Source organism: Microbacterium sp. AC132, assembly GCF_979258525.1.
Map to the genome: position 1 here is coordinate 718,289 of NZ_OZ409862.1, position 13,336 is coordinate 731,624.

The 13,336-nt window shown below is 65.9% G+C and carries 6 protein-coding genes; all 6 read right to left on the reverse strand.

Features of this window, described 5'->3' with window-relative positions; all coding sequences use genetic code 11:
- Positions 1–84: 84 nt before the first annotated feature.
- Complete coding sequence (rpoC, locus tag ACZZZQ_RS03400) at positions 85–3,960, reverse strand: DNA-directed RNA polymerase subunit beta' (protein ID WP_053098902.1); 3,876 nt, start codon at positions 3,958–3,960, stop codon at positions 85–87.
- Positions 3,961–4,045: 85 nt separating this feature from the next.
- Positions 4,046–7,549: a DNA-directed RNA polymerase subunit beta gene (gene rpoB / locus ACZZZQ_RS03405; RefSeq protein WP_053098901.1), complete on the reverse strand. Its 3,504-nt coding sequence runs from the start codon at positions 7,547–7,549 to the stop codon at positions 4,046–4,048.
- Positions 7,550–7,817: 268 nt separating this feature from the next.
- Positions 7,818–9,518, reverse strand: coding sequence for an ABC transporter ATP-binding protein (locus ACZZZQ_RS03410; RefSeq protein WP_056277185.1), 1,701 nt, complete (start codon positions 9,516–9,518; stop codon positions 7,818–7,820).
- Positions 9,515–10,480, reverse strand: a complete 966-nt coding sequence (locus ACZZZQ_RS03415; RefSeq protein WP_053098899.1) for an ABC transporter permease — start codon at positions 10,478–10,480, stop codon at positions 9,515–9,517. Before ACZZZQ_RS03415 ends, ACZZZQ_RS03410 begins: the two co-directional genes overlap by 4 nt.
- A 34-nt stretch (positions 10,481–10,514) precedes the next feature.
- The gene (locus tag ACZZZQ_RS03420) at positions 10,515–11,519 is read right to left on the reverse strand and encodes an ABC transporter permease (protein ID WP_053098898.1); all 1,005 of its coding nucleotides are present in this window, start codon (positions 11,517–11,519) and stop codon (positions 10,515–10,517) included.
- A gap of 86 nt (positions 11,520–11,605) precedes the next feature.
- Complete coding sequence (locus ACZZZQ_RS03425) at positions 11,606–13,279, reverse strand: ABC transporter substrate-binding protein (protein ID WP_053098897.1); 1,674 nt, start codon at positions 13,277–13,279, stop codon at positions 11,606–11,608.
- Positions 13,280–13,336: the final 57 nt, after the last annotated feature.

Sequence of the window (13,336 nt, forward strand, 5' to 3'; positions counted from 1 at the left end):
CCCTGTCCACGGCAGGCACCCCGGATCCGGGCACGAAGAAGGCCCCGGGCGAATCGCCCGGGGCCTTCTCACTCACTCACTCGATCAGTTGTACGTACCCGGCGTGATGTCGTCCGTCGAGAACGCGTCGAAGTCGACGTAACCGAAGTCGCCGTCGGCGTACGCACCGTCGGATGCGAAGATCCGGTTCGGGTAGCGCTCGCTCTTGGCTTCCTCCGTCGCCTCGACCGTGACGTCGCGGTACTTCGAGAGACCGGTTCCGGCGGGGATGAGCTTTCCGATGATGACGTTCTCCTTGAGACCGACCAGCGGGTCGCGCTTGCCCTCCATGGCGGCCTGCGTGAGAACGCGGGTCGTCTCCTGGAAGGAAGCGGCCGACAGCCACGACTCGGTCGCGAGCGACGCCTTCGTGATACCCATCAGCTCCGGACGGCCGGACGCGGGGCGCTTGCCCTCTGCCACAGCCTCGCGGTTGATCGCCTGGTAGCGCTTGAGGTCGACCATCTCACCCGGGAGCAGGGTCGTGTCGGCGTGATCGACGACGGTGACCTTGCGGAGCATCTGACGGACGATGACCTCGATGTGCTTGTCGTGGATCGGCACACCCTGCGAGCGGTAGACGCCCTGGACGCCGCCGACGAGGTAACGCTGCACCTCGCGGGCACCCATGACGCGCATGACCTCCTTGGGGTCGAGCGTGCCGACCAGGAGAGGCTGACCGACCGTGACGTGCTGCCCGTCCTCGACCAGAAGCGTCGCACGCTTCAGGACCGGGTAGATCACTTCCTCGTCACCGTTGTCGGGCGTCAGGATGACCTTCTTGGCCTTGTCCGTCTCGTCGATCGTGATGCGGCCATCGGCCTCGGCGATCGGCGATGCGGCCTTCGGGGTGCGAGCCTCGAAGAGCTCCTGCACGCGGGGCAGACCCTGCGTGATGTCATCTGCCGACGCCGAACCACCGGTGTGGAACGTACGCATCGTCAGCTGGGTACCGGGCTCACCGATCGACTGTGCCGCGATGATGCCGACGGCCTCGCCGATGTCGACGGTCTTACCCGTCGCGAGCGAACGGCCGTAGCACTGCGCGCAGACACCGACGGCGGAGTCGCAGGTGAGGACCGAGCGCACCTTGATGCTCTCGACACCGAGACCGACCAGCTTGTCGATGAGAACGTCACCCACGTCGTCGCCGGCAGAGGCGAGGACCTCACCCTTGCTGTCGACCACGTCGGAGGCCAGCGTACGAGCGAACACCGAGTTCTCGACGTTCGCGTCGCGCACGAGCTCACCCTGCGAGTTCGGAGCGGCGATCGGGAGCTCGAGGCCCTTCGACGTGCCGCAGTCCTCTTCGCGGATGATGACGTCCTGCGAGACATCCACCAGACGACGGGTCAGGTAACCCGAGTCGGCGGTACGCAGAGCGGTGTCGGCGAGACCCTTACGGGTACCGTGCGTCGCGATGAAGTACTCCGCAACCGACAGACCCTCGCGGTACGAGGAGATGATCGGACGCGGGATGATCTCACCCTTGGGGTTGTTCACCAGACCACGCATACCGGCGATGTTCCGGATCTGCAGCCAGTTACCACGAGCACCCGACGACACCATGCGGTTGATGGTGTTGTCCTCGGGGAAGTTGGCCTTCATCGCAGCCTGGACCTCGTCGGTCGCCTCGGTCCAGATCTTGATGAGCTCCTGACGACGCTCGACGTCGGTCGTGAGGCCCTTCTCGTACTGGGACTGGACCTTCGCGGCCTGCTTCTCGTAGCCCGCGACGATCTCAGCCTTGTTCGGCGGCGTGAGGATGTCGCTCAGGGCGACGGTCACACCCGAGCGCGTGGCCCAGTAGAAACCGGCGTCCTTGATGCGGTCCAGCGACGCAGCCGTCTCGACCTTCGGGTACTCCTCGGCCAGCTTGTTGACGATCTGCGACAGCTTGTTCTTGTCAGCCTGCTCGCGGACGAACGGGTATCCCTTGGGCAGCGTGTCGTTGAAGATCGCCTGACCGAGCGATGCGTCGACGAGACCGTGACGCTCGTAGCCCTCGGGAGCTTCGCCCTCGAGGAACGTGAGACCCGGGATGCGGATGCGGACCTTGGCCTGCAGGTCGAGGGTTCCCTCGTCCTTCGCCAGGATCGCCTCGCCCACCGAACCGAATGCACGGCCCTCACCGGCTGCGCCCGCCTTGACCGTGGTCAGGTGGTGCAGACCGATGATCATGTCCTGCGAAGGCAGGGTGACCGGGCGTCCGTCGGACGGCTTCAGGATGTTGTTCGACGCGAGCATCAGCACGCGGGCCTCGGCCTGAGCCTCGACCGACAGCGGCAGGTGGACAGCCATCTGGTCACCGTCGAAGTCGGCGTTGAACGCCGCGCAGACGAGCGGGTGCAGCTGGATGGCCTTGCCCTCGACGAGCTGAGGCTCGAAGGCCTGGATGCCGAGACGGTGCAGCGTGGGCGCACGGTTGAGCAGCACCGGACGCTCGCGGATGATCTCCTCGAGCACGTCCCAGACCTCGGGACGCGTGCGCTCGACGGCGCGCTTGGCCGCCTTGATGTTCTGCGAGTGACCGAGGTCGATCAGGCGCTTGATGACGAACGGCTTGAAGAGCTCCAGAGCCATCTGCTTAGGCAGACCGCACTGGTGCAGCTTCAGCTGCGGGCCGACGATGATGACCGAACGGCCCGAGTAGTCGACGCGCTTGCCGAGAAGGTTCTGGCGGAAACGACCCTGCTTACCCTTCAGCATGTCGCTGAGGGACTTCAGGGCACGGTTGCCGGTACCGGTGACGGGACGACCACGGCGACCGTTGTCGAACAGTGCGTCGACGGCCTCCTGCAGCATCCGCTTCTCGTTGTTGACGATGATCTCGGGAGCACCGAGGTCGATCAGACGACGAAGACGGTTGTTGCGGTTGATCACACGACGGTAGAGGTCGTTGAGGTCGGAGGTCGCGAAGCGGCCACCGTCGAGCTGCACCATCGGGCGCAGCTCCGGCGGGATCACCGGAACGACGTCGAGGACCATGGCGGCCGGGCTCATGCCGGTCTCCAGGAACGAGTTGACGACCTTCAGACGCTTGATCGCGCGGATCTTGCGCTGGCCCTTGCCCTCGGAGATCTGCAGGTGCAGGCTCTCCGCCTCGGCTGCCAGGTCGAACGCCGCGAGGCGACGCTGGATCGACTCGGCGCCCATGTAGGCCTCGAAGTACTGACCGAAGCGGTCCTGGAGCTCGTGGAAGACGTCGTCCTCGGGACGCAGTGCGCCGACCTCGAGCGTGCGGAAGTCCTCCCACACGCGCTCGAGCTTGGCGATCGCCTCGTCGGCACCCTTGCGGATGAGCGACATCTCCTTCTCGGCGGCGTCCTTGACCTTCTTCTTCGCGTCGGCCTTGGCGCCCTCCGCCTCGAGGGAAGCGAGCTCCTCCTCCAGGCGAGCCAGGCGCTCGGCGATCTTCGCGTCGCGGCGGTCTCCGAGCGTTTTCAGCTCGAGACGGATGTTGTTCTCCTGCGTGCCCAGGTCGCGGTGACGAGCATCCTCGTCGACCGAGATGACCATGTAGGCGGCGAAGTAGATGACCTTCTCGAGGTCCTTCGGCGCCATGTCGAGCAGGTACCCGAGACGCGAGGGAACACCCTTGAAGTACCAGATGTGGGTGACGGGAGCGGCGAGCTCGATGTGACCCATGCGCTCACGACGGACCGAGGACTTGGTGACCTCGACGCCGCAGCGCTCGCAGACGATGCCCTTGAAGCGGACACGCTTGTACTTGCCGCAGGCGCACTCCCAGTCGCGGGACGGGCCGAAGATCTGCTCTCCGAAGAGACCGTCCTTCTCCGGCTTCAGGGTGCGGTAGTTGATGGTTTCAGGCTTCTTGACCTCGCCGTATGACCAGGCGCGGATGTGGTCCGCGGTGGCCAGGCCGATGCGAAGCTCATCGAAAGTGTTTGACTCGAGCACAAATTCTCCTGTGTAGGAATTCTTCTGAAGAAATCGGGGAGGTGGGCCGCCGACCGGGCGTGACGCGCGGTCGGCGGCCTGGACCTTAGATCTCGTCGATCGAGGCGGCCTCGAAGCGGCTGGAGATGTTGATGCCGAGTTCCTCCGCAGCGCGGAAGGCCTCGTCGTCGGTGTCACGCAGGTTGACGAGCGTGCCGTCTGCCGAGAGGACCTCGACGTTCAGGCAGAGCGACTGCATCTCCTTCATGAGCACCTTGAAGGACTCGGGGATGCCGGGCTCCTGGATGTTCTCGCCCTTGACGATCGCCTCGTACACCTTGACGCGGCCGAGGATGTCGTCGGACTTGATCGTGAGGAGCTCCTGGAGCGCGTATGCGGCGCCGTAGGCCTCGAGGGCCCACACCTCCATCTCACCGAATCGCTGGCCACCGAACTGCGCCTTACCACCGAGCGGCTGCTGGGTGATCATCGAGTACGGACCCGTCGAACGTGCGTGGATCTTGTCGTCGACCAGGTGGTGCAGCTTCAGGATGTACATGTAGCCCACCGAGATCGGCGCCGGGAACGGCTCACCGGAGCGGCCGTCGAACAGCTGCGTCTTTCCGGTCGAGTCGATCAGGCGGATGCCGTCACGGGTCGGGGTGGTCGCGTCGAGGAGACCGGAGATCTCCTCCTCGCTCGCACCGTCGAACACCGGGGTCGCGACCTTGGTGCCGGGGGCAGCCTCGAACGCGTCCTTGGGGAGTCGCGCAGCCCACTCCGGGGTGCCTTCGACCTTCCAGCCCTGCTTCGCGATCCACCCGAGGTGGGTCTCGAGCACCTGGCCGAAGTTCATTCGACCGGGGATGCCCAGCGGGTTCAGGACGATGTCGACCGGGGTACCGTCCGCGAGGAACGGCATGTCCTCGATCGGGAGGATCTTGGCGATGACACCCTTGTTACCGTGACGACCGGCGAGCTTGTCACCCTCGGTGATCTTGCGCTTCTGGGCGATGTAGACCACGACGCGGCGGTTGACACCGGAGCCGAGCTCGTCGTCGCCGTCCTCGGCGTTGAACTCCTTGACGGCGATGATCGTGCCCTGCTCGCCGTGGGGCACCTTGAGAGAGGTGTCACGGACTTCGCGGCTCTTCTCGTTGAAGATCGCGCGGAGCAGACGCTCTTCCGCCGACAGCTCGGTCTCGCCCTTCGGCGTGACCTTGCCGACGAGGATGTCACCGGGGCGGACCTCGGCACCGATGCGGATGATGCCGCGCTCGTCGAGATCCTTCAGGAGCTCGGGGCTGACGTTGGGGAGGTCACGGGTGATCTCCTCCTTGCCGAGCTTCGTGTCGCGCGCGTCGACCTCGTACTCCTCGATGTGGATCGAGGAGAGGGTGTCGTCCTTGACCAGGTCCTGGCTCAGGATGATCGCGTCCTCGAAGTTGTAGCCCTCCCACGTCATGAACGCGACGAGGAGGTTCTTTCCGAGTGCCAGTTCGCCGTTCTCGGTGGCGGGGCCATCGGCGATGACCTCTCCGACCTCGACGCGGTCGCCCTCGTTGACGACGACCTTCTGGTTGTACGACGTGCCCTGGTTCGAGCGGTCGAACTTGCGCAGGTGGTAGTCCTGCGTTCCACCCTCGTCGAGCATGACGGTGACGCGGTCTGCGGAGACCTCGGTGACGACACCCGGCTTCTCAGCCGTGAGCACGTCGCCGGCGTCGATGGCCGTGTAGCCCTCCATACCGGTTCCGACGAGCGGCGAGTCGCTGCGGAGCAGCGGCACAGCCTGACGCTGCATGTTGGCGCCCATGAGTGCGCGCTGTGCGTCGTCGTGCTCGAGGAAGGGCACGAGCGAGGTCGCGACCGACACCATCTGGCGCGGCGAGACGTCGATGTAGCCGATCTCCTCCGGAAGGAAGAGATCCACCTCACCGCTACCGCCCTTGGGGCGCGCGAGGACGTGGCTCTCGCGGAAGCGACCGTTCTTGTCGAGCGGGGCGTTCGCCTGCGCGATGTTGAAGTCGACCTCTTCGGAAGCGGTCAGGTAATCGATGTGCTCGGTGACGACGCCACCCTCGACCTTGCGGTACGGGGTCTCGATGAAACCGAACGAGTTGATGCGCGCGAAGGTCGCGAGAGCACCGATCAGACCGATGTTCGGGCCTTCAGGGGTCTCGATGGGGCACATGCGGCCGTAGTGCGACGGGTGGACGTCACGGACCTCGACGCCTGCGCGGTCACGGCTCAGACCACCGGGGCCGAGAGCCGAGAGGCGGCGCTTGTTGGTCAGACCCGCGAGCGGGTTGTTCTGGTCCATGAACTGCGACAGCTGCGAGGTTCCGAAGAACTCCTTGATCGCGGCGACGACGGGGCGCACGTTGATCAGGGTCTGCGGCGTGATCGCCTCGATGTCCTGCGTGGTCATGCGCTCGCGGACGACGCGCTCCATGCGGGACAGACCGGTGCGGACCTGGTTCTGGATCAGCTCGCCGACCGCGCGGATGCGACGGTTGCCGAAGTTGTCGATGTCATCGGTCGCGATGCGGATGTCGGCCTTCTTGCCCGAGCGGATGCCGGGGAAGGTCTCTTCCGTGCCTGCGTGCAGACGCACGAGGTACTTGATCGTCGCGACGATGTCCTGAACCGTGAGGACCGAGTCGGTCAGCGGAGCGTCGAGACCGAGCTTGTGGTTGATCTTGTAACGACCCACCTTCGCGAGGTCGTAGCGCTTCGGGTTGAAGTAGAAGTTGTCGAGGAGCGCGCGGGCGGCCTCGGCGGCGACCTGCTCGCCCGGACGCAGCTTGCGGTAGATGTCGCGGAGCGCATCTTCCTTCGTGACGATCGTGTCCTTCGCGAGCGTCTCCTCGATCGAGGTGTAGCCGGCGAACTCCGTGAGGATCTCCTCGCTGGTCATGCCCAGCGCCTTGAGGAACACGGTGACCGACTGCTTGCGCTTGCGGTCGACGCGCACGCCGACCTGGTCGCGCTTGTCGATCTCGAACTCGAGCCATGCACCACGGCTCGGGATGACGCGAGCCGACACGATGTCCTTGTCGGACGTCTTGTCGGGGGTCTTGTCGAAGTACACACCGGGCGAACGCACGAGCTGCGAGACGACGACGCGCTCGGAGCCGTTGATGATGAACGTTCCCTTGTCGGTCTGCAGCGGGAAGTCGCCCATGAAGACCGTCTGGGTCTTGATCTCACCCGTGAGGTGGTTCATGAACTCGGCCTCGACGTACAGCGGAGCGGCGTACGTCTTGCCGCGCTCCTTGCACTCCTCGATCGAGTACTTCTCCGGCTCGAGGTAAGGGTTGGTGAACGACAGCTGCATCGTCTCGCCGAGGTCCTCGATCGGAGAGATCTCCTCGAAGATCTCGCCGAGACCGCTGTTCTCGTTCACGTCGGTGCGGCCGGCCTTCTTGGCCTCTGCGACTCGAGCCTTCCAGGCGTCGTTGCCGACGAGCCATCCGAAGGATTCCGTCTGCAGAGCGAGAAGGTCAGGGACCGTCAGCGTGTCGGAGATCTTGGCGAACGAAAGACGGGAAGCTCCGCGTCCGTTCTTGGTGGTGGTGGATGTGGATGCGTTGCGAGCAGCAGCCAAGGGAATAACCTCCGTGAGCCCCGCAGGGCTTCTCGATTCCTTTGTCGTCAGGTGGAGTGTGCGCTCAAAGACTCAACGAAATGCCGACCACCATATGAGGGCACGGAGAAGCGAGCGCAACTACCAACTATACGCGCGATCTTGCGACATGGCAAGCGCAATCCTTGACCTTCTTCGGATGCTGCGGTAATGGCACCCGGAAGCGTCGTCCGTCGACCCGGTGCGCCCGCCCCGGAGCTCGCGCTCGGGGCGGGACGCATCGTCGTCGTCAGGAGGCGATGTTGAGTTCGTTCCCCGGGATCGACGCCAGCAGACGTCGCGTGTACGGGTCTCGAGGATTCGTGAAGATCTCCTCCGAGGATGCCGCCTCGACGAGCGAGCCGTCCTTCATCACGCACACGTAGTCGCTGATCAGGCGGACCACGGCGAGGTCGTGGGAGATGAAGAGATAGCTGAGTCCGTACTCGGTCTGCAGGTCGCCCAGCAGGTTCAGGATCTGATCCTGCACGAGGACGTCGAGCGCTGACACGGGTTCGTCGCACACGATCAGCTCGGGCGAGAGCGCGAGCGCACGGGCGATCGCGACACGCTGACGCTGACCGCCGGACAGCTCGGACGGATACCGGCGCAGCATCGACTGCGGCAGCGCCACGTCGTCGAGCAGCTGCCGGACGCGCTTGCGCCGATCGGCGCCGCTCCCCCGCTTGTAGAAGTCCAGCGGCTCGGAGATGAGGCGCTCGATGGTGAACATCGGATTCAGGCTCGAGTACGGATCCTGGAAGATCGGCTGCACCTTCTGCCGGAAGTCCCGGGTCTCCGCACGGGTGAGCGAGGAGACGTCCTTTCCCTCGTAGCGGATGAGACCGCTCGTCGGCTCGATGATCTTCAGCAGCATCCGCGCGGTCGTCGTCTTGCCCGAACCGGACTCGCCCACGATCGCCACCGTCTCGCCGCGCGGGATGGCGAGCGACACGTCGTTCACGGCGACGAAGTCCTCTTTCTGCCCACGGACCGGATAGACCTTGGTGAGGTTCTCGATCTCGACGATGTTGTCCGCTGTCGGCAGGGCGAGCGCGCTCGAGGCATCCTCGGCTGCGTTCGGATCGGACGGACGTTCCTCGGCGTGGAACGCCTCCGGGCGCAGACGCGCGGCAGCCACCGACGGCGCCGCCTGCACGAGCGACTGCGTGTAGGGGTGCTGCGGATTCTCGAGGATCTGCTTCGCCGGCCCCTGCTCGACCACCTTGCCGCGGTGCATCACGATGACGCGCTCGGCACGCTCGGCCGCGAGTCCCAGATCGTGCGTGATGAGCAGCACGGCGGTGCCGAGCTCGCGCGTCATGTCGCCGATCTGGTCGAGGATCGTCTGCTGCACCGTCACGTCGAGCGCGCTCGTCGGCTCGTCCGCGATCAGCAGGCGCGGTTTGCACGCCAGGCCGATCGCGATCAGCGCGCGCTGGCGCATGCCGCCGGAGAACTCGTGCGGGTACTGCTTCGCGCGCTTCTCGGGATCCGGCAGTCCGGCGGCTGTCAGCGCCTCGACGACCTTCTGCTGCACGTTCTGCCTGGTGGCGAGTCCGTGGGCGAGCAGGGTCTCGGCGACCTGGGTGCCGATCTTCGCGACCGGATTCAGGTTCGACATGGGGTCCTGCGGCACGAGGCCGATGTCGCGCCCGCGGATGGTGCGCAGCTCGCTCTCGGGAGCGCGGGTGATGTCCTTGCCGTCGAGGCGGATGCTGCCGCCGGCCACGCGCCCGCCACCGGCGAGCAGCCCGATGATGGCCATGGCAGTGGTCGACTTGCCCGACCCGGACTCCCCCACGATCGCGACGGTCTGGCCCGGCGCGATCTCGAGGTCGACTCCCTCGACGGCGTGCACGACGCCGTCCATGGTGGCGAAGTCGACCGCCAGCCCTTCGACGGACAGCAGCGGAGCGTCCGTGGTCCGTGTCTCTTTCGCAGCGTTCATCGTGCTCTCGTCCTCGGGTCCATGGCCTCGCGCAGGGCTTCACCGAACAGGGTGAAGCCGAGCGCGGTGACCGCGATGCAGATGCCGGGCAGGAATGCCAGCCATGGCGCGATGGCCAGCTCGGCCTGCGCATAGGTGAGCATGCGGCCCCACTCGGCCGTCTCGGGGCGACCGCCGCCGAGACCGAGGAACGACAGCGCCGCCGCATCGATCACCGCCGTCGCGAGCGTGAGCGTGCCCTGCACGATGACAGGTCCGATGGCGTTCGGCAGCACGTGCGACATGGTGATCTGCCCGCGACCGAGCCCCAGCGTCTGGGCCGAGAGCACGTAGTCGCTCGATCGCTGCTGCAGCATCGACGCCCGCAGGAGGCGGGCGAAGATCGGAACCTGGGATGCTCCGATGGCGATCATCACCGCGAAGGGCGTCTGGCCCAGGATCGCGGCGATGGATACCGCCAGCAGCAGGTTCGGCACCGACAGGATGATGTCGACGATGCGCATGATGAGGGTGTCGACCCATCCGCCGAATGTGCCGGCGAGGAGTCCGAGGATCATTCCGCCGACCAGACCGAGCGCGGTCGAGATCACACCGATCAGCAGCGACGCCTGCGCGCCCCAGATGAGCTTGGAGAGCACATCGCCGCCGAAGCGGTCGAGCCCGAGGGGGAACTCCGGCAGCTCCCCCGGACCGGGGATGTGCGTCGGCGTGATGTACTTCGCGCCGGGCAACGCCGTCTCGGGGTACGGGGCGAGCAATGGCGCGAGCACCGAGACGAGGACGAACACCAGCACGATGCCGGCGCCGATCCAGGCCGTCGGGTTGCGGCGGAGGCGGCGGAACACGTCGCGCCAGAACCCCCCGGGCCCCTCTTTGAGGCCGGCCTGATTCACGGCGACCGTGTCGACGACCGAGCCGCTCGCCGCGGACGGTCCCTGCGCGGGTGGGAGCGAGATGGTCATGACGCCACCCCCTTTCGGAGAACGAGACGGATCATCACTGCACCCGCACTCTCGGATCGATGAAGCTGTACGACACATCGACGGCCAGGTTGATCAGCGCGTAGGCGATCGCGATGAAGATGATGAACCCCTGCAGCACGGGGAAGTCCCGTGTGAAGATCGCCCTCGCGAGGAAGGACCCGATGCCGGGGAACGCGAAGACGGTCTCGGTGAGCACTGCCCCCGAGATCAGGAGCCCGGTCTGCAGACCGATCGTGGTGATCACCGGCAGCATCGCGTTGCGGAGGATGAAGCGACTGCGCAGCGTCGACGAGCCGACGCCCTTCGCCCGCCCCGTCCGCACGTAGTCCGCGTTCTGCACTTCGAGCACGCTCGCCCTGGTGATGCGGACGATGATCGCGAGCGGGATGGTGCCGAGCGCGAGTGCCGGGAGCACCAGGTGCATGAGGGCATCCCACGAGGCGTCGAACTCGCCGGTGATGATGCCGTCCCACACATAGAACCCCGTCGGATGGGTGGCGTCTATTCGTGGGTTCTGCCTGCCGTCCGACGGCAGCCAGCCGAGCTGCACGGCGAACACGTACTTGAGGATGAAGGCGAGGAAGAACACCGGGATGGTGATGCCGATGAGGCTCAGCACGACCGACGCGTGGTCGGTGAACTTGCCGTGGCGGCGAGCGGCCCAGTATCCGAGCGGGATGCCCACGCCGACCGCGAAGATGAGCGCGACGACGCTCAGCTCGATCGTGGCCGGGAATCGGCGGAAGAACTCCTCCGTGACCGGGCGGTTGGTCTGGATCGATGTGCCGAAGTCGCCCTGCAGCAGGCGGCCGACCCAGATGAAGTACTGCTCGATGATGGGCTTGTTGAAGCCGTAGAGCTCGTTGACCCTCGCGATGGCCTCGGGTGTCGCCTTCTCGCCGAGAAGCGCGACGGCCGGGCCGCCGGGGAGGGCCCTGACCCAGGCGAACAGCAGGATGCTGAGGCCGATCAGGGTGGGGATGAGGAAAAGCAGTCGTCTGCCGATGGTGCGCAGCAAGAGGTCTCCGTTGATCAGAAGGTACGCCGGGCCCGGGTCCCCGCGGCGAGCGCGGGGACCCGGGTGGGCAACTCAGTCGGTCAGACCTACTCGGTGAGGACGATGTCCGTGAAGACCTCGTCGTTCACCGGGCTGGCGGGGTAGCTCTCGACACGCGGGTCGAACGCCAGTGTGGGCGCCGGGTGCGCGAGCGGGACACCGGGGATGAACTGCGCGACCATCTCGTTGATCTCCTCGTAGAGGGCCGTCTGGTCCTCGAGGTTGGAGACGCCGCGAGCCTCGTTGAGCTTCTGGAACAGCTCCGGGTTGTCGAAGCCCCACTCGGAGCTCTGCTGCCCGAAGAAGACGCCGACGAAGTTGTCCGTGTCGTTGTAGTCACCGGTCCAGCCGAGCAGGTGGATGCCGTGGTCCGACGTGCCGGTGGTGCGGTCGAGGTACTCGACCCACTCCTCCGAGACCGGGGTGGTCTCGACGCCGACCTCGGCGAGCTGCGACGAGAGGACCGTGAAGATCTGCTCGGGGTCCGGCATGTAGGGACGCGAGACGTTGACCGGGTAGTTGAAGGTCAGCTTCAGCGGGTTGGCCTCGTCGTAGCCGGCCTCTGCCAGCAGCTCCTTGGCCTTCTCGGGGTCGTAGTCGTAGGTCGTGACATCGGGGTTGTAGCCGTTGACGGTGTCGGGCACGAACTCGATCGCCTTCTCGGTGCCCTCGGGCAGGACCTGGCTGATCAGTGCATCCTTGTCGACCGCGTACGAGAGCGCCTCGCGGACCTTCGGGTCCTGCAGCTCAGGGAGCGCCTGGTTGAACGCGAGGTACAGGATCGTGAACGGAGGACGGGAGACCATGGTGAAGCCGTCGTCCTCGAGTGCCTGCGTGTCGGCCGGACCGACGAGGTCGTAGCCGTCGATGGAGCCGGACTCGAGAGCCTGACGACGCGCGGTCGGGTCGTCGATCGTGCGGAAGATGATCTCGTCGATCTGACCCGCCTCGCCCCAGTAGTCGTCGTACGCCTTGAGCGAGACCTGCTCGCCCGGCGCCCACTCGTCGAACTGGTACGGGCCGGTGCCGACCGGGTGCCCCATCGCGTACTCCGAGAGGACGGGTGCCTCGGCCGAGCCGCTGACCTCGTCAGCACCGAACTCCTGCAGGGCCGAAGGGCTCTGCATGGAGAAGGACGGCAGCGACAGCGACGCCACGAACCCTGCGAACGGCTTGTTCAGGTCGATCGTCACGGAGTAGTCGCCGTCGGGGGTGCAGGACTTGTAGACGGCGTCAGCCGGGTTCTCCGCGTAGCCCTTGAAGAGCTTGTTGTAGTAGTAGCCGAACGCCTCGGAGGCCGCGAGGCCGGTCCAGTTGAACCAGCGGTCGAAGTTCGCGCATACGGCTTCGGCGTTGAACGGCGTGCCGTCGTGGAAGGTCACGTCCTCCTTCAGCGTGAAGGTGTGGCTCATGCCGTCTTCGGACGATTCCCATGACTCGGCCAGCAGCGGTGCCGGGTCGGCCGTGCCGGGCTCGGTGCCGACGAGGCCCTCGAAGATCTGACGCGAGACGCGGAAGCTCTCGCCGTCCTGGGCGAAGGCCGGGTCGAGGCTCGCCGGGTCGGAGGACGCCGCGAACACGAAGGTTCCGTCGACATCGCCGGACGCCTCTCCGCCGTCGTCGCCGCGCTCGCTGGCGACGCATCCTGAGAGGACCATCGCGGCGACTGCCGCTCCGGTGACGGCGATGAGACCTCGCCGACGCATGACTGAGTGGTGCATTGTGTGACCTTCCTGTCGAGCGCTGCTGTGCGCGTTCCGAAGACATCGTCGACTTCG

Coding starts and splice junctions, on each gene's coding strand:
- ACZZZQ_RS03410 (WP_056277185.1), bottom strand. CDS start 9,518: ATGAACGCTGCGAAAGAGACACGGACCACGGACGCTCCGCTGCTGTCC.
- ACZZZQ_RS03415 (WP_053098899.1), bottom strand. CDS start 10,480: ATGACCATCTCGCTCCCACCCGCGCAGGGACCGTCCGCGGCGAGCGGC.
- ACZZZQ_RS03425 (WP_053098897.1), bottom strand. CDS start 13,279: ATGCACCACTCAGTCATGCGTCGGCGAGGTCTCATCGCCGTCACCGGA.